23 protein-coding genes are annotated in these 16690 nt (G+C 45.3%); 8 read left to right on the top strand and 15 right to left on the bottom strand.

Annotated elements, in window-relative coordinates:
• The first annotated feature begins 5 nt into the window (after window positions 1-5).
• On the top strand, window positions 6-965 hold the full coding sequence (locus QXT17_RS01835; RefSeq protein ID WP_020962549.1) for an MBL fold metallo-hydrolase: 960 nt from the start codon (window positions 6-8) through the stop codon (window positions 963-965).
• A gap of 7 nt (window positions 966-972) precedes the next feature.
• On the opposite strand, the gene QXT17_RS01830 is transcribed toward QXT17_RS01835, so the two are convergent.
• The 6 genes from QXT17_RS01830 to QXT17_RS01805 all read right to left on the bottom strand — a co-directional run bounded on the left by QXT17_RS01830 (window position 973) and on the right by QXT17_RS01805 (window position 5287).
• Window positions 973-2136 (bottom strand): DNA primase small subunit domain-containing protein, encoded by a 1164-nt coding sequence (locus tag QXT17_RS01830; protein WP_148682056.1) that lies wholly within the window; start codon window positions 2134-2136, stop codon window positions 973-975.
• Complete coding sequence (locus QXT17_RS01825; protein WP_020962551.1) at window positions 2117-3175, bottom strand: hypothetical protein; 1059 nt, start codon at window positions 3173-3175, stop codon at window positions 2117-2119. The genes QXT17_RS01830 and QXT17_RS01825 overlap by 20 nt, the downstream gene beginning before the upstream one ends.
• Before the next feature lie 13 nt (window positions 3176-3188).
• Complete coding sequence (pcn, locus tag QXT17_RS01820) at window positions 3189-3929, bottom strand: proliferating cell nuclear antigen (pcna) (RefSeq protein WP_020962552.1); 741 nt, start codon at window positions 3927-3929, stop codon at window positions 3189-3191.
• Between the two features lie 91 nt (window positions 3930-4020).
• Window positions 4021-4350: a transcription factor S gene (locus QXT17_RS01815; RefSeq protein WP_148682227.1), complete on the bottom strand. Its 330-nt coding sequence runs from the start codon at window positions 4348-4350 to the stop codon at window positions 4021-4023.
• 21 nt (window positions 4351-4371) lie between these two features.
• Window positions 4372-4938, bottom strand: coding sequence for a (d)CMP kinase (gene cmk / locus QXT17_RS01810; protein WP_052885517.1), 567 nt, complete (start codon window positions 4936-4938; stop codon window positions 4372-4374).
• 85 nt (window positions 4939-5023) lie between these two features.
• Window positions 5024-5287 carry a 50S ribosomal protein L34e gene (locus tag QXT17_RS01805; protein WP_148682057.1) on the bottom strand — a complete coding sequence of 88 codons (264 nt, stop codon included), beginning with the start codon at window positions 5285-5287 and terminating at the stop codon, window positions 5024-5026.
• Window positions 5288-5447: 160 nt separating this feature from the next.
• Here QXT17_RS01805 and aspS point away from each other — a divergent pair, with 160 nt between their 5' ends.
• From aspS to QXT17_RS01780, 5 genes are read left to right on the top strand one after another with little or no spacing between them, the layout of a single operon-like run.
• Window positions 5448-6713: an aspartate--tRNA(Asn) ligase gene (gene aspS, locus QXT17_RS01800; protein WP_020962555.1), complete on the top strand. Its 1266-nt coding sequence runs from the start codon at window positions 5448-5450 to the stop codon at window positions 6711-6713.
• Window positions 6714-6729: 16 nt separating this feature from the next.
• On the top strand, window positions 6730-7086 hold the full coding sequence (locus QXT17_RS01795) for an SWIM zinc finger family protein (RefSeq protein ID WP_020962556.1): 357 nt from the start codon (window positions 6730-6732) through the stop codon (window positions 7084-7086).
• A complete protein-coding gene (locus tag QXT17_RS01790) occupies window positions 7083-8468 on the top strand; it encodes a DUF2240 family protein (protein ID WP_020962557.1) in 1386 nt (461 codons plus the stop codon). The genes QXT17_RS01795 and QXT17_RS01790 overlap by 4 nt, the downstream gene beginning before the upstream one ends.
• 43 nt (window positions 8469-8511) lie before the next feature.
• Complete coding sequence (locus QXT17_RS01785) at window positions 8512-8829, top strand: hypothetical protein (protein ID WP_020962558.1); 318 nt, start codon at window positions 8512-8514, stop codon at window positions 8827-8829.
• Window positions 8792-9562: a geranylgeranylglyceryl/heptaprenylglyceryl phosphate synthase gene (locus QXT17_RS01780; RefSeq protein WP_052885518.1), complete on the top strand. Its 771-nt coding sequence runs from the start codon at window positions 8792-8794 to the stop codon at window positions 9560-9562. The genes QXT17_RS01785 and QXT17_RS01780 overlap by 38 nt, the downstream gene beginning before the upstream one ends.
• A gap of 1 nt (window position 9563) precedes the next feature.
• Here QXT17_RS01780 and QXT17_RS01775 read toward each other — a convergent pair whose 3' ends face one another.
• Window positions 9564-9764, bottom strand: coding sequence for a preprotein translocase subunit Sec61beta (locus QXT17_RS01775; protein ID WP_342783728.1), 201 nt, complete (start codon window positions 9762-9764; stop codon window positions 9564-9566).
• A 100-nt stretch (window positions 9765-9864) separates the two neighbouring features.
• On the opposite strand from QXT17_RS01775, the gene QXT17_RS01770 reads away from it, so the two are divergent.
• Window positions 9865-10719: a UbiA family prenyltransferase gene (locus QXT17_RS01770; RefSeq protein WP_052887282.1), complete on the top strand. Its 855-nt coding sequence runs from the start codon at window positions 9865-9867 to the stop codon at window positions 10717-10719.
• On the opposite strand, the gene QXT17_RS01765 is transcribed toward QXT17_RS01770, so the two are convergent.
• The 4 genes from QXT17_RS01765 to QXT17_RS01750 are packed head-to-tail and all read right to left on the bottom strand — an operon-like array spanning window position 10706 to window position 12558.
• Window positions 10706-11290, bottom strand: coding sequence for a hypothetical protein (locus QXT17_RS01765; RefSeq protein ID WP_020962562.1), 585 nt, complete (start codon window positions 11288-11290; stop codon window positions 10706-10708). The two genes, QXT17_RS01770 and QXT17_RS01765, sit on opposite strands and share 14 nt — an antisense overlap.
• Window positions 11291-11314: 24 nt before the next feature.
• A complete protein-coding gene (locus QXT17_RS01760; protein WP_148684734.1) occupies window positions 11315-11938 on the bottom strand; it encodes a hypothetical protein in 624 nt (207 codons plus the stop codon).
• 11 nt (window positions 11939-11949) lie between these two features.
• Window positions 11950-12288, bottom strand: coding sequence for a hypothetical protein (locus tag QXT17_RS01755; protein ID WP_020962564.1), 339 nt, complete (start codon window positions 12286-12288; stop codon window positions 11950-11952).
• A gap of 42 nt (window positions 12289-12330) precedes the next feature.
• Window positions 12331-12558: a hypothetical protein gene (locus QXT17_RS01750; RefSeq protein WP_148684735.1), complete on the bottom strand. Its 228-nt coding sequence runs from the start codon at window positions 12556-12558 to the stop codon at window positions 12331-12333.
• A gap of 41 nt (window positions 12559-12599) precedes the next feature.
• Here QXT17_RS01750 and QXT17_RS01745 point away from each other — a divergent pair, with 41 nt between their 5' ends.
• On the top strand, window positions 12600-14810 hold the full coding sequence (locus QXT17_RS01745; RefSeq protein WP_052887284.1) for an STT3 domain-containing protein: 2211 nt from the start codon (window positions 12600-12602) through the stop codon (window positions 14808-14810).
• A 222-nt stretch (window positions 14811-15032) separates the two neighbouring features.
• Here QXT17_RS01745 and QXT17_RS01740 read toward each other — a convergent pair whose 3' ends face one another.
• The 4 genes from QXT17_RS01740 to QXT17_RS01725 all read right to left on the bottom strand — a co-directional run bounded on the left by QXT17_RS01740 (window position 15033) and on the right by QXT17_RS01725 (window position 16665).
• Window positions 15033-15233, bottom strand: coding sequence for an RNA-protein complex protein Nop10 (locus QXT17_RS01740; RefSeq protein ID WP_148682060.1), 201 nt, complete (start codon window positions 15231-15233; stop codon window positions 15033-15035).
• A gap of 9 nt (window positions 15234-15242) precedes the next feature.
• On the bottom strand, window positions 15243-16043 hold the full coding sequence (locus QXT17_RS01735) for a translation initiation factor IF-2 subunit alpha (RefSeq protein WP_052887367.1): 801 nt from the start codon (window positions 16041-16043) through the stop codon (window positions 15243-15245).
• Window positions 16044-16178: 135 nt separating this feature from the next.
• On the bottom strand, window positions 16179-16376 hold the full coding sequence (locus tag QXT17_RS01730; RefSeq protein ID WP_148682061.1) for a 30S ribosomal protein S27e: 198 nt from the start codon (window positions 16374-16376) through the stop codon (window positions 16179-16181).
• A 1-nt stretch (window position 16377) separates the two neighbouring features.
• Entirely contained in the window at window positions 16378-16665 is a 288-nt protein-coding gene (locus QXT17_RS01725; protein ID WP_052885654.1) for a 50S ribosomal protein L44e, read from the bottom strand.
• Window positions 16666-16690 lie beyond the last annotated feature (25 nt).

Raw genomic sequence — 16690 nt, 5'->3', positions numbered from 1 at the left:
GCTTTATGCTTGAAATTACTGTGGACCACGGTGTGACACTACAGAAAGATGGGAAAGTAATTTTGCTAGATCCTACTCGCATGCCAAAGAGGTCTCCAAGCGTTATAGTAGTCTCTCATGGCCATAGCGATCATTTCTCTTTAAAGGTTTTGAAGGCCTACCCAGATGTTCCAAAGATAATGAGTAGGGCGACACATGAGATAATAGACCCAAATAAGAAGCTCAGAAACATAGTATATGTAGAACACGGCGAGACGATAGAAGTTGCAGGAATCGAATTCAGCGCGTACAATGCTGGGCACATAATAGGTAGTCTTCAGTTTTCCTTCAATTTCGACGGGAAAGATTTTGTTTTTACGGGAGATTTTAACCTCGAGAAAAGATTAATTCTCAAGCCCGCCCAGATACTAAAGGGCGATGTTCTGATAGTCGATGCTACGTATGGTTCTCCTAGATATGTTTTTCCCAAACGTAGTGACCTATACAGAGAGATAGTAGCTGTAGCAAAGAGGTTTTTCGAGGAGGGGTCGCCAATAATTTTTAAGGGGAGAAGAATTGGGACTGCACAGGAACTAGTTGCATTAATGAATGCATCGGTAGATGTCTTGCCTCTGGTGGAAGAAGTCGTAGCTAGGCACAACTCGGTATATGAGATGCATGGCGAATGGTTGGGCATGTATGCATACTGGAATGGACAGCCCCCAGACATGCCCCTACCCATTATTGCTGGCCTTAATTCAAGATCTGGAGGGAAAATCCCCAAATGCATATGTACAGGATGGGTAAAGGGAAAGCTTGCATTCCCCCTAAGTAGCCATGCCGACTACGACCAGATATTTAGATACATAAAAGAAAGCAACGCCAGCCTAGTCATTCCATTCTGTGGTTTCCGGAAAGAGCTGGCCGACGCGGTTTCTAGGGAGTTGGGGATAGAGATATCTTATGCAGATAAAACTAGGATCTGAAGGTGTACTAACCAATTTTGCTAACTGGTTCGGCATTGCCGTTGAGCATCATGTAAACTGCTAAGTACATTGGAACCTCTATGATCCCGTTTTCACCACTGTTAAAATAGTAATATAGAATTTTTCTGGGGAGAGGTGACAACCTCACCTTGACTCTTTCCTCTGAGAAAACAATGGCTCTTTTAAGAATAGTCTCGGAATCGAGGTTTTCTACTTCGTTGGGGCTTATAGTGAATACCTTTAGACCGGTTTTCCCATGTAGGCTTCCAGGCAATCTTATAAGCCTCTTTATATCAATAGTGACCTTCTCATCTATTTTTACTGCTAACTCGTTAATGGCGGCTTTTATGTTCTGATGCCACCATTCAAAGGGCTTGCTTAATTGTTCAAGGTCTACGCCTCCATCTGTCTCATTGTTCAACAAAAGGTATTTCGCTATTCTTCCAGCCCAGCCCGGCGCTACCACATTATACCTGTAGCGGTAGTTTTTCCCGTCCCTTGTCAAAAACAGTTTAGTCTCTAGCCCTACGCCTCTAACATAGTCAGATATCTCCCTGCGTGCATCTTGATCTAGATCCCGTACGTCTTCGTTCTCTAAGTGGAGGTGAAAGCCTCTGTGTCCCGAAAACGTTACAAACATATCTGACCTGCTGTATCCAAAGTCGTTCTCAAGTATATCTATGAGCTTGATAATTTCCTCGCGTGCATAATTTATACAAATGTCGCATACCCATTTTTCCCATTCTAGTTTATCACTGCCACATGAAGGGCACTTTTCCGTATAGCCCCACCCGCTTGCCCCACAGTTGAGACATTTCCAGTAATCATGTAGCTCTTTGCATTTTGTTGGTATGTGGTCTACGTCAATGTCAAAAATTAGGTCGGCTCCTAGCCATCCTTTCTCGTCCATATTTTCAGCAGATGGCCTCTGATAATATGCTGAGGAATAATAGATGTGCTGAGGGACGTTAGCCTTGATATACTCATTTAGGTCTTCTTTGTTATTAAACGATATATGTCTAATCATAGTTGAGGAGTCAAACTTAGAAAATGCGAACTCTCGCTGTGGAAGACTAGTAGGTGGATCTATACTGTTTCTCGAATAATACGAGGCAAAGAGTCTTCTCGCTATCCGGATTCGATACTCTTCGCTACTGTATTTCTGCGACACGAGGAGGTCTACCCCGAGCTGCTCTAAAGAAGAACTGTAAAGGATGTCTTATGTTTTCACATTTCCATCTGCAAAGTCCGTATGAACGCATATTTTCACACTTGTAGGGGAGATACTTTGTCCTTGATCCTCTGAGCCCAGCAATGTGTTCAATCTGATACCTAGCTATATCTTCCCTGAAATCTGGTGTAACTTTAAAGACTTCTAGGACTTCATCCACGCTGAAGCCTATGCTGAGCAAAAAGCTTGCTAATGCAAATCTAGCGCTATGCGGTAGGTTTTTACCACTAGAAAGTTCACTTAATAATGAGCGTATACAGGGAGGGAATAAGTCCTCTTTTTTGCCACTATACGCGCTCCGAGCATATGCAACTAATTCTCTCCTTAGATTCGTCCAGGTAGCGGCGATGTCTTCGACGGTTTTGTAAAGACTTTCGGGTATCTTGCTTTCCTCTATGCGTGTCTTCTCGATGAGGTTCAAGACATATTTCTTAATGCCAGTTTCTACTAGCCTAGTAAATTTTTCTCGTGGGACTCTGACGAAGCCTTTACTCAAAAGTCTATTGACTAGTTTCCATTCTTCGGTATACTCGGGTACTCCTTGGAGATAGTGTTTGTAGTATACAAGGCTGTCCCCATTGCTGTCTAGGGAAATGTTCCAGCCCAACGTGTTGATCGCTATGTGGAGGACTTTTTCTATGGGCTCTTTGCTTAGCTCGGCGCCTATACGTTTAGAGAAAGCGATCGCGAATTTTTCATTTAGGGCATCATCGCCGATTTCAGAGAGTAGTATCAGGGTAGTCAAAAATGACGCGACTTCTGTTCGATAGTCGTCTCCATGTATAGGGTACTGACCCTTCTCTATGACTGTGAGTATCTTTTCGCGAGCATTTCTCAGGAGCTCGGATCCAAGAGGGGTGTTCCCAATATCTTCCAAGGTTAATCCGAAAAGCCTTATGTCGTTGATAGCTTCGCGTAGAAAAGGATACTTTTTGTAGTCCTCGTAGTCTAAAACAACCTTGAGTGTTCTAGTCTCCATAAAATTCCTTTTATTATTCCATTCTGGGCGCAAGCAGGTATTTCAGGGTGCCTCCACCGGCTATGTCAAAGGTCAATTCGAGAGGCATGTTTGTTGCGAAGCGTAGACCAAGTATGTCGCTTACTCTGTATGCCTTTGAAACGATTTTGTTTAGGAAATCTATTCCGTAGTTTGCCTCTGCAGTCTCCTTAACGTCTATCTCTACGAGGCTTCCGGTCTCGATTGAGAACCTGCTCTCGACTTCGCCTTTATCGCTCTTTGCGATGAGCCAGAGATTCTCATTCTCAGCCCTCATTTTTACAGTTTCAGATACAAGTTCAGCGTCTTTTAGGGCATCCCTAAATGTGTCACTCAGCATTTTAGCCGCAACGGTGAAGTTAAGCTTTGGGCTGGGAAGCTCCTGCCCAGAAATATCTAAAAGGGGGAACCTGAACCTTCTTTCAGCTCTACCAGCAAGTGTAATGATAAGGCGTCCACCAGAAACTTCAAAGGAAATCTTATCATCTGACTTTGCACGCTTGAGGACATCGTTTATGTCGTCAAGAACCACGCCGATTTTTGTGTCCTGCTCTACATTATATTCTTCAAACAAGTTTGCGGGGATATAAAGGTCGACCATCGCTACCCTGCCAGGGTCTAGGGCTCTAAGCTTCAAGCCGTCTGGAGAGGCCACAAAGTTGGCCTCATCTACGATTGTGGCTATGCTCTCGATAATATACTTCCATTCTCTTGCATCTGGGAACACGAATTTCATATTTCATCCAGGATAATTATTAACTTCGAAATTAAAAGGATATTGCGTAATATACTGTGAAGTATACAAAACGGATTGGTGTCTAAAAATTCTAGGCGTATTCCCTGTAGACCTTGCGGCAACGTGTACAAATATAGAACCTTGTCGCGGGCTCGTCTCCAGCACGGGTCTGAAGTTCATAGACGTATGCCTTATCGTTCCCACAGTTTTCACACTTGAATTCTACAACTGGTAGAGTTGATACATCAACGTCTACAAGTGTAACTGTGTCTTTTGGATTTCTCTCGATCTTCTGGGAGAGCTTATAAGTGTTTGGATTGTTTCCCTCAGCTATATATCCACAATGTGTACATTTGAGCACTTTTTTCCCATTTAGTACTGTTGGAACCATTATTCCTCCGCACTTCGGACAAAACTCCACTGCAGTCACCTAGAGTTCAGTCTATGCTTTAACGTCTTTAAAAGGTTTTCTGACATGGAGATATGCGTCTACAAAGCTTGCAATGACGTGTTTTACAGAGTTAACATCGAGAGGATATGTCTTTACCATAAGGTCTGCAACTGAATAGTCCCGGATATCAACCTTATAGTATCTCATGGCTCTCTCAGCATTGCTTTTTTCGCGAAGCTGTATCTGCGAGAGAGCCTCTTCTATTGAGATGGATTCTCTTTGTGCTATTCTTTCGGCTCTTATCCTAAGCGGTGCGTCTACTATTATTTTTATGTCGGCTATGTCCCTTAGGATCCACACAGCTAGGTGTCCCTCTATTACCACGTTTCCTCTTTTTGCCTCTTGCAACGCTCTCTCGTCTATCTCTCTATCAATGTCCTCTCGTTGCTCGGCTAGCCTATGCAGCTCTAAGAGGTCCACCCCCATCTCTTTTGCGAGTTCGCGGAAAAGCATTCCATTGGATACGAAACGTAACCCGTATCTCTCTGCAAGGAATCTGGCGTATGTCGTTTTTCCGCTGCCAGGTGTACCGCTAACTGCAATTGTGAGGTTGCCCATGGTTTTTATAGTTCTCTCGCTTCTAAAAGTTTTTGGGCCCGAAGAACTTTGGACAAAAGAATAAAGCAAGAACCAATATGATGCTTTAGATTGCCTTGTATATTGATATCTTTAGGGCTTTCTGTAGGCATTCGTGACACAGGTATCCGCCATATGGTCTAGAAGGCATTCTGACTCCACGCCTTTCTTCGCGTGCAGTAAGCTTAGGTATACCATGAAGAGGTCTGCCACATATGGCGCATCTTGGATAGTCGTGTTTCTTGTCGATTATGTGTAGGGATAGTCGTCCTCCAGGCGTTCTAACTAATTTGCGTTTCTTTGTTCTGGATCTTAAAGCTGGTCTAGGCATAACCTCGCACCCAGAGCCTTACACTGAAACTTATAGGAGGTTTATAAATTTTTCAATAATGCCCGGCGAACGACCGCAATATCGATGTGATGAGAAACACCAAACTTTTTATTGAAAAAGGATGGCATTAATGAAAGTATCTAAGTGGTGTTAGCTAGATATGAGTGAGCCGAGACAAGTTACAGGATGGGTTTCCAATGTAAAGATTCTTGGTAAAATCGCTTTCATAGAGGTTATAGATGACCTAAGCCTGACACCAATAACTATTGTTGTAAAGAAGGAAACTAACAGCGAACTGTGGGAACTAGTCAGCAAGGTAAAATTAGGCTCAGCCCTAAAAATCGAGGGAAAAGAGCCCCAACAAGTAGTAAGTAAAAAGGGACGAGAACTACACGCAGAAGAAGTACAAATACTAGCTGAGCCACAAGATCTACTACCGATAGACGTAACCGGCAAGACACCAGCAAGCTTCGACGATTACATCAACTACAGGTACCTTGCATTGAGGTTGCCCAAGATCCGTGCAGTGTTCGTTGCTAGAAGCATAATTTTCCAAGAGGTTAGGAACTTCCTAACAAGCAGGGGCTTCCTCGAGGTGAACACACCAAAAATAGTTAAGGCAGGGGCAGAGGGCGGAGCTACATTATTCTCAGTAGACTATTTCGGCGAGAAAGCATTCCTCGCACAGAGCCCACAACTATACAAACAGATGCTAATGTGTGGAGTTCCAAGGGTCTTTGAGGTTGGGCCATTTTTCCGCGCGGAAAAATTCAGCACCACTCGGCATCTAAACGAGGGTTGGGGGCTAGACGTGGAGATGGGTTTCATAAACGATGTAAACGATGTACTTTCTCTTCTTGAAGAACTAGTTACGCACGTCAACAAGAGGCTAGTAGAATCTATGGGAGACCAACTCAAAAGCCTCGGTTTCAATATTATTGAGGACATGAAGCAATTTCCAAGGGTCACTTACGACGAGGCGCTAAAGATCCTCAACTCGAACGGCTTCGATCTAAAATGGGGAGAAGACTTTGACCCTAAGGCAGAGAAATTCCTAGGAGAGTATTTCCAGCAACAAGGCACACCAGCATACTTCATAACAGAGTACCCATGGGATTCAAAGCCTTTCTACATTATGCGGAATGGGCCACAAAAAAGTTATGCATTTGACCTGGACATTCGGGGAATAGAGATAGCCTCTGGAGGACAAAGGGAGCATCGCTACAGTGAACTCTACAGGAACCTCGTCGACAAAGGCCTAGACCCAAATGACTTCAAGTTCTACCTAGACGCATTCAAATATGGAATGCCACCACACGGAGGTTTTGGACTAGGTCTAGACAGGCTAGTCATGGTTCTGCTGGGACTGCAGAACATACGTGAAGCAGTCTTGTTCCCGCGCGACAGGTTCCGTCTAGTCCCCTAGAATAAAGCCGATACCCATGCAGACACGGGATCCGAGGGAAAACAGGGCTATAAAAGCAGTGCTTGAAAAGAGGGTAAAAAAGGTAAAGGTCAAGACAGGTTCTGGGGAAACATATTTCTTTATTGTTGAGGGGTCTCAGAAGGAGAAATTCTATCTAGTTATACCTGGCCTCTATTGTTCGTGTCCAGACTTTCTCTTCAGTGTAAGGTTCCGGAAGCGAAAAGAAAAATGCTACCACATGATGGCTGTAGACATAGCGCTGAAAGAAGGAAAATACGAAGAGATAGAAATGGATAAGGATACATTTCTAAGCAGGATAGTAAACACTTTGCTAGGCAAAGCTCCTGGAGGATCCAAGGGGAGGCGCAAATGAGCAAAACCGAAGACATCATCGAAAATGAAATTTTGAAGCACACAAACATCTCTAAAGAGGAGTTAGAAAGAAAGATACAGGAAAAAATAGAGGAATTCGGGGGCATAATCAAGAGAGAGGCTGCCCTTATAGTCCTAGCAAAGGAGCTTGGCATCCCAATTCCGAGAGAAAACTTCTCACAGCAGTTATCCGCGTTGAGAATCAAAGACTTGGCTGTTGGATTTAGGGGAATAGACGTTGAAGGTATAGTTATCAGTCGGCAACCATTGTTGAAGAGCTCCGCCGGTAAAGAGTATTTACGCTTTGCTCTTGCAGATGAAAATGATGCCATCTGGGTAATAGCGTGGGGTGAAAAAGCCCTAGAGCTCGATCCACAACTAAAAATAGGCCAGAAAATACTCCTGTCGAGAGCATCAGTCAGGAAATACAGAGACAAAAAGGAAATCGTCTTAGACAAGAATTCTACGATTAGGATGCTCGAGAACATAGACACCTCAACAATCATGGAATTATCTAGAAAACTGGGATTCCCGCTGACGCTTGTAGAGGTTGTAAAAAGTTTTAGTGACGATACGGGTATAACTCTATACGGCTACAACAATGAATGTAGACCCTCAGCTGTGCGGGTCTTGTCCAAAGATCCACGTTTAAAGATAAGTGAAGGTGATACACTGCTTCTATCCAACTGTACTATAAACACGTTCGACAACTATTCTCAGGTGACATGTCGCCCCTCCTCCTACCTCCAGAAACTAGATAAAAAACAAACTTGCTTTGAAAGAGACATGGAGGAGCTATTTATCAGCGGAATTCTATTGGGTTATGAAGTTTTCTCGAGGGAAGGTGGAAAGATCTACCTCTTGACGAACACGGGGGTCAAAAGTATTGTTTTTTTCCGAGACGAGTTACTGGCAGAGGCCTCCAACCTTATACTTAGAGGAACACTTGTTTGGGGCTACAGGAAGATTGATGATGCGTTACGTGAAATCGCCTATACGAAGCTTGAGGGCGGCGAACAGATATTTCCAGCATTTGAAAGAAACAAGAGGTTTTTAGAGGTAGAAGGCTTCATAGAGACCCGTGCAAACATAGTAAGCATAGATCTTAACCGTAAATGCCGAGGTGCATACAACCTTTTCTCGATCTATGTGACACTAGATGACGGCACATCTACAATAAAGTTTCTTTCAAACTCCTCCAAGATCCTTCATGAAGTCTTTTCCATGTCACAGGAAGAACTATGCGACTATACAAATGATGTTATCGAGGAAATTATAGCTTATAGGCAAGATGAGCTTGGGGGAGAGGAGGCGACAATAAGGGGATACATAAGCCGTCGGCAACGGGTAAGCTTTCTGGTAGAGATATCACCAACCGTATAAATAAGGTTTATTTAGAACTTGAAAGAGTATTCGGTGACAGTTGATGGGCAGGAGGAAGAGGAGACGTACACGTCCAGTAGCCGTAGTCAAGCGCAAGCTACCAACAGTTTTTCAGTGTCCACGATGCGGAGCTCAGGCAGTAAGCGTGACGGTTAAGAAAACAAAAGAAGAAAAATATGTCTTGGTTCGTTGTTCGAATTGTGGTCTAAGCATGCGTTACGACTATAAGGAGTACCTCGAGCCAGTAGATTATTTCAGCAGGTTCCTAGATGATTATGGTGAAGGGAAGATTTCCTCACAAGAGGAAAATATAGGTGGGGAAAATGGGGAAAGTGAAGAACTACATAATGGAGAAAATTAGGGAACGCGGAGCAATACACATGACACTGATAGATCCAGACAAAACCACCCCAGACCAAGCCGCAAAGATAGCCCGCGAAGTATCAAAGGCGGGGAGCGCGGCAATAATGATCGGTGGAAGCACAGGTGTAAGTGAAAGAATGACTGACGACATAGTTCTCGCAATAAAACAAGTAACTGACATACCTGTGATACTATTTCCGGGAACGCCGTCCGCTCTAAGCAGGTATGCTGACGCTGTGTGGTTTATCTCGGTTCTAAACAGCGCCAATCCCTACTTTATAACAGGTGCACAGATGCAGGGAGCCCCCATAGTCAAGAAGTATGGACTAGAGGCGCTATCCCTCGGATACATAATAGTTGGAGAGGGCGGCACTGTATCAATAGTAAGCTACACTAGGCCTCTACCCTTCGGAAAACCAGATGTCGCCGCCGCCTATGCGTTGGCGGCAGAATACATGGGTTTCCAGTTTATCTACCTTGAAGGCGGCTCAGGAGCTAAACCCGTCCCGCCAAAAATAGTAAGGATGGTGAGAGGCACTGTTTCTGTGCCCCTAGTAGTTGGTGGAGGCATAAGGAGACCTGAGACAGCAAGAAAAATTTCACAGGCCGGTGCAGACATAATAGTTACAGGGACCCTAGTCGAAAAGACCCAAGACATTCAAGATGCTATCGCCCAGATAGTAAAAGCAATTGAGGAAGGAGCGAGAAACAGAAACCAGCAGACCGCCTAACCTATGACCCAAAGACCCCCGCATGCGCAAGTATAACTAACATAACGAAGAGGAAAGTTCCAACAACAACTATTTCTGGCCTAATCTTTATCCCGCCTATGTCTTCCTCGTAAAACGTCAATAGACCAGCTGCTGGCATTGTTGCGGGCTTTCGTTCGCTAGATTTTTCCTTCTTAGAACCTTTCTTCGCCTTGCTAGACATAGTTCCTCACAAACATGCTGAGCGGGATCAATATAAAATTGTTGTTGTGTGTCGTGTCAAAATATAATAATTACTCGTAATGCTACATGTATCGATACATATGGATGACCTCATTCGAAAGTTGTCCAGCTATGCAAAGTTGTCACGAATCGACCACGGCGTCATGGCAAGCCTGGCAGTAGTAGCTGGAGCCTTTTCTGTAGAAAACACTTTGAAGAGTATATCTAACTCCTCACTCTTACTCGCAGTCACATCTGTACTCTTCGTGGAAATGTCGCTATTCGCATCAAACGACATATTTAATATCAAAGAAGACAAAATAAACAACCCGACAAGACCTATAGTTGCCGGGGAATTATCAACAAGAGAAGCAGTGGCATTTACATTTATCACAGGTCTCATAGCAGTACTAACCTCAGCAATGGTGAACACAGCCTGTCTCGTAGTAATTATTGTCGCACTCGTCGTTGGTAATCTCTACAATTCCTATTTCAAAAGGCACGCATTCTTCGGAAACATCATTGTATCAGGATTGACATCGTTCACTTTTCCTTATGGAGCCATATCGATCGCAGGAACCCTAACAGAAAAATCCCTCCTATTTTTCATGATAGCCTTCCTCGCAAACCTAGGAAGAGAGATTGCTAAGGGCATACGTGACCTAGAGGGAGACACAAGAGTAGGCATCTGTACCCTCCCATGCGAAATAGGCACAAACAATGCTGGAAAACTTGCTGGAATATTTATGTTGATGGCAGTGGCTCTAAGCTTTTACGGGGCAAACTACGTTAAAACGAAACCAGTCTACCTGGTTCTAATACTTGTAACTGACGCCATATTTACGTACGTAGCCGTAAAGCTCATCCATAACCCGTCGACCCAGACGGCCGAAAAAGCCAGAAAACTCACGCTACCAGCAATGCTAAACGCAATAATAGCCTTTACCCTGCCTTAGTGTCGCCATAAAGCCGGCTCCTAAACGTCTCAGACACACCCGAAAGCAAGAGAAAATAAGCATCGCGGACGTGTCTGCCCAGCCTCTCCCCACCCTCACCAACAACCCGCAAAATCTTTTTTACATCCCTTTCGCGAATCTTTCTAACAACCACATTCCGGCCAATAGTGATGCCTAGCTCTTCTAGCCTCTTACACGGGTAGTCTCCAGTATAAATGGTAATTCCTTTGAAAAATCTGCTAAACAAGTCGATAATAATTGGCAAAACTTCGGGAGAAACCGTTTCACCAATTATCCTCTCCCCGCCTACAAAGACAACCACACCGACGTGCCTCTCGCCGGGGTCAACGCCCATCACAAGTTCTCCTGAAATACCCTTTACACGCGAATAGATATAGACAGGCAACACAATGTCCCCAACGTCCTCCCTGATAAGCTCGCATGGAACCTCCAGGATCCCCTCAAAATAGAGGTCTCCCAGCCTAGAACTATTTTCAGACAGCAACCTTGCGAGGAGCCCCCTCTTCTCAGGGCACTCACGTGAAGGCATCACACCTAGGAATCCATCCATCTAAAAACATCAACTCCAGCCAGCTTATAACCCTTTTGTAATACCTCTACTCTGAGCCTCCTCCAATACCTCTCCGGCATCCAGCCTAAGCGTCCCTACCTGGGAAAGTTCGGCATCCTTTACAATTATTCTAACCAGCTTCCCCTCCCTAACAAACCAGAAATATCTACGAACATATGCCCTTAACACGCTAAACAGGAGGGGTCTCCCCTCTGCCCCCTCCCCAGAAACAATAATGACCGTCGTTCTTTTGTCTATTGACAACTTACTGAGGAGACTTACAACAAGCGTGCCAGCACTATAAATTACGTGGCCCCTGGGATATGCATATAAGGGAAAAATAAGAGAACCAAAACCATCATAAACAATCAAGTCCCTCTCATTGACCAAAATCCCAAGCTCAAGCAATGTCTCAAGCTCCTCGCGAAAACTCAAAACACCATAAAATTTTAAGCCAAGCCGGGAAAGTCTTCCAGAATCATAGAAAGCATGCTTCCCCAGACCAACATAAAAAGCCCCAGAACGCCACATAGAAGCCAGAACAAGACCACTCAAAGTCTTAAAGGAGCCGGGTCTCCCGTAAAAAACATAAACACCAGGTCTAGAAACCGTCCTCAATAACGACCTAAATGGGTCACTGTTACTCAAAGCCCCACTCACTACTTCATATTGTTATAGATAAACATCAGCAAGAGCAGAGCAACCATCACCACTAGAACGCCGCTAAGCAGGCTAGAGTAGAAAACTGAAGAGCGGTGCCTGTACTTTGCAGAATTATATATCATGTACAGACCCACGAGGGCAAAAACATACAAGAAGAAGACGATCAAGGTCTCAGAAACAGTCTGGCCACTTGCAGAGGGATAAACAAGCTGGACACCAAGCGAAAACGGTGGGTGCTCGACAAGAACATAGAAGATCCCGCTGGCAATAAGCAAAATCACGAAGACGGCAGCCCATGCCAAATACTCGAAGCTAATCCCGCGTACCCGAGACATACAAACCCTAAAAACCATACAGAATAAAAACTTTGCTCCACGCTAGGTGCTACATTTATCCTTCCTAGACACGGCCACACCTTTTGGCACCCAGTCGATCTCGGCTCCACACCTGGGACACTTGCCGCCAACAGAAGAATAGATCCTAAACAAGTTCGGTATCTTTTCTCCACGATAAAATACGTATCCACACTTAGAGCACTTTACGATGTACATAAATTCCTGAAAGAAACATGGCGACAGGCTTGAAATAAACCTAACGTCACCCAAAGCGAAATAGATATTTACTGCCCCATAAAACCCTTTTTCATATGTCTACGTCAAGAGCCGCAGAACTCCTCCAGAAAGCTGCAACCTACACAATTAAAGCCCTAGAATTCTTCGGAGACGCTAGAATCGTCACAGCCGTGATACTTCTTACAGCCTTCACTATAACCCTACTTGCAAGGCTCACACCGATGCATTGGGGCGTATACTTAAACGAGTTCGATCCATACTACGAGTACTATCTCTCCGAGCAACTCCTCCAGCACGGCAACGGAAACTATTTTTCAGGCGTCGCCTGGTGGTACCACTGGTGGCTCGAAAACCCCAAGCCACGTGACACACTTTTCTGGTACCCCGAGGGAAGAGACCTAAGAGGCTCCAGCCAGCCTGGACCAGCGTTCTTTGGCGCAGGAATCTACAGCCTCCTCAACGCTCTAGGCTTCCAAGTATCGCTATACGATGTCCATGCTTTCTTCGTTCCAATAGCGGCCTCATTTGCCGTCTTCACGGCCTATCTCCTAGGAAAAGAGCTAAAAGATAACCGTACAGGCGTCCTCTCCGCCGTGCTTATAGCCCTCAGCTGGGCATACATGTATAGGACAAACCTAGGAGCAAAACACGAAGCCATAGCAATACCATTCATGTTGCTCGGCTTCTACCTCTTCCTGAAGGCATACAAGAAAAACTCTCTATTGCTCTCAGTGCTCGCAGGGCTCTCGTTAGGCATAGTCGTGCTCTCCTGGGGCGCGTACCTCTACCCATGGAACCTACTCGCACTAGTAACACTTTACTGGCTCTTTTTCCACCCAGGAGACACTGCACTAGAAAAAACATACCTTGTAACAAACATTATAATTACAGTCTTTGTGGCAACCACGCCGAGATTCGGACCTACAACAGCATTCCTGTCGCTCACCGGCTTTCTGCCACTAGCTACAACACTCATAGCCATACTACCCTTGACCGGTCTTCGCGTACCATCACAGTTACACCTAAGACAAAACAAGAAAATCATGGCACTTTTCATTGTTGCACTTTTAGCACTCTTTATCGCTGGAACTTACATAGGAATCTTTAGGGGAATCGCGGGAAGAATACTGGCAGTAGTCATACCACTAGCAAGAGAAGCAGGAGTAACAACCGTAGCAGAACACCAGGTCCCCACATGGAACCAGGTCTTCGACGACTTTCAAACATCGATCCTTTTTGCACTGTTCGCTGGTTACATCTGCTTCACAAGATCTCGTGAAGACTTCTCTAGCGCATTCACTTCATTATTTATATTCACGGCGGCATACTTCTCAGCCTCAATTGTCAGGCTTTTACTACTACTCAGCCCAGCCGTAGCAGTCACAGCCTCGCTTGGTCTAATGGAAATTCTAGACAGGCTAGCTGACGCCGGCACAACTCTTGAACGGAGACGCACAAGGGGGGTTCAGACAAACTATAGGCTAGTAATACTTCTAGTGGCAATAATCCTTGTCCTTGTATTCTCACCGTCAATTCTTGCTTCAAAAATTCCGCTCAACAGCCACCAGCCACCCCTCATACTCACCTCCTCAGTCCCCGTGGTCAGATACAACTATGAATATATGGACTGGATGTCGGCACTAAACTGGATCTCCGAGAATGTCCCTAGAGACGCCACTATCGCTACATGGTGGGACTACGGTTACTGGATCTCAGTCAACACAGGCAGGAAAACCACATGCGACAATGCAACCATAGACACCAAACAGATCCAAAAAATTGCCACAGCATTCATGAGCGATGAAGCCACAGCGCTACAAATATTCAGGGAGCTCAACGTCACTTATGTAGTCATATTCGAGCCTCTCCAGAGCTTACAACTCTCCAATGGCATCCAAGTATGGTTCACAATGATGCATCCCGCACTGGGCGGAGACATGGCGAAATCACCGCAGATGCTGAAATGGATAGGCCGCGATCCTAAAGACTACATCTACGGCTACAACAACGGCACATTCGCATACATACAGCAGGGTAGCTACACCATCTACATGATACTCCCCGCCAACACGCCACAAGCCCTAAACGCTACACTCTACAAGATGATATATGCCAGGAACATTAAACAGCAAGTCTTCATCTTCGACTCCTTCCTACAAATGTTTGGTGGAGGACTACAAGGCTACCACGGACCAACATACAACATCCCACAACTAGAACACTTCGAACTAGTATACGTCTCCGAACCCAACGGGTGGGTTAAAATATTCAAAGTAAAGGGCTAGCACAGCCCGGTTTTGTTGTTTTTCTCTGCTAAGTTCTACAAACTCAGACACGAATAGGGACAGAACCTTCTAGAACAATAACGCTGGCACAGACGTCTATAGTGCCTTAACAACACCTTTTCTCCCAATAGATCCTCTTTTATCTTTGGCCAATAGATAATCAGGCATACTAAAATATGGAAACACACAACAAAAGATATGCCTAGTTACTACACTACTTTCTTAGCCGGCAGGCCTGTTTTGAGACTGGCCCCTAAGAAGCTCTAGCTTTGCCCTCCTTCTGTATTCTCCATACCGGTCCTCGGGGGAAAACTTTGCCGGGTGCGGTACCCTAACCGGGCCCCCACACCTAGGACACTTGTCCTGTTGCAACGTGTAAAGCTGACATCTCGGACAGTAACGTAACACACCCCTCCTCGTCATGCCCGTCCCCTAGTCTGCTGTCACCCGTTTGTGGGCAATAGTACAAGCCTGTTTCTGAGCCTTTTTCTCTATAAGGGAAAGTATTTCTGAAAGGAGCTTCTCCGCTTCCTTGTAGCTCGACGCCTCCACGTCGAGCCTATACCTCGGGGCACCAAGAGTGTAAACCTTAATTGTGGCATTGTTCGGCACAGATATCTCTTCTTGCCATCCAGTCAACACGTCCTTTATTGCATTTATACCGCCAGACACACATTGAAGCTTAATCTCCACCGCTATCCTTACAGTCTTCGGCTTAATTGTTTGCTTTGCCAACTCAGCCAGCACTCTCGCCCACTGTCTAGGCACCCCAGCCTCTACAAGCGCCTCCTCTCCTCTCGCAGCCGCCTCCTCAAACCCCCTAAAAATCTCGCCATAGTGGTCCTCTAACTTCCAGCCAGCTTCTTGGTAGGCATCGTCAAGGCTCTTCTTCAGCTTCTGCGCCGCAATCTCAAGCATCTTTTCCGCACGCTGAGCCCTCTTCCACTCAATTAGCTTCTCCCTGTGCTCTTTATCGGAGACCCTCCTCAAAGAAACATCCACTAGCTTCCTGTTCTTGTCCACCCTAATGACCTTAAGGACATACTTCCGCCCAACTTTCAAGACGTCACGGATATTCTTAAACCAGGAATGGCTAACCTCACCCAGCGGTATGTATGCCTTCAAACCTCCATATTCGTCAAGCGACACGAATGCACCGTGGTCCTGAATCTCAGTAACCGTCCCAACAACTAGCTCATTTACGTCTGGTACTGGCTCACGTCTCCGAACCACATCAACCACCTCTACAATGGGCTGTAAAAGAGTATATATGTACTTCGTAGCAGTGCTTATATTTGTGCGACTTTTATCCTCAAAGAGTTAGAATATTTCTGAGGTTCTCCTCTAAAGAAGGACAGATACCCTGATTCAACGAAGAACTTCCACAATTTCTGCCACTATCAGCGCTTTGCCCCCAGTAGGCTCCACAAGGACTTTCCCACACTTAGGACACTTAACCGCAATTGATGCATGGCTATACGTAACCATCGTTGTGCCACAGTCGGGGCATCGTATCTTTACAAATCTTGTCTGGGGCTGAGGTATCAGGTTGGAGTATTTCTCCATGCTACTTCACCTTCTCAATTATCTCGAGCTTCTTAAGGCGTATACCTTCCTTGTGATAAGTGTACCCGCAAACCTTGCATCTCAGCTTCAGCACCATTTTCTTGGTTACCTTCGCTGTCCTCTTCTGCTCAGGCTTACGCTTAGATCCATACCCCTTCTGCTTCCTCAAATATCGCCTCTGTCCCTCAGCAAGAGTCCTCCTTTTCCCAGCCTTATACAGCATTACTTCGTGCTCCGTGTGGGTCTTGCACTTAGGACAGTATGTACGTATAACGTTGGGAACTTTCATCCGACCAGCCTCAAACAGTTTCAAG

Origin of the sequence: Thermofilum sp. (genome assembly GCF_038871435.1) — an archaeon.
Lineage (GTDB): Archaea > Thermoproteota > Thermoprotei > Thermofilales > Thermofilaceae > Thermofilum > Thermofilum adornatum.
Note: the sequence above shows the minus strand (reverse complement) of the source record. Positions and strands in the feature narration are given on the sequence as shown.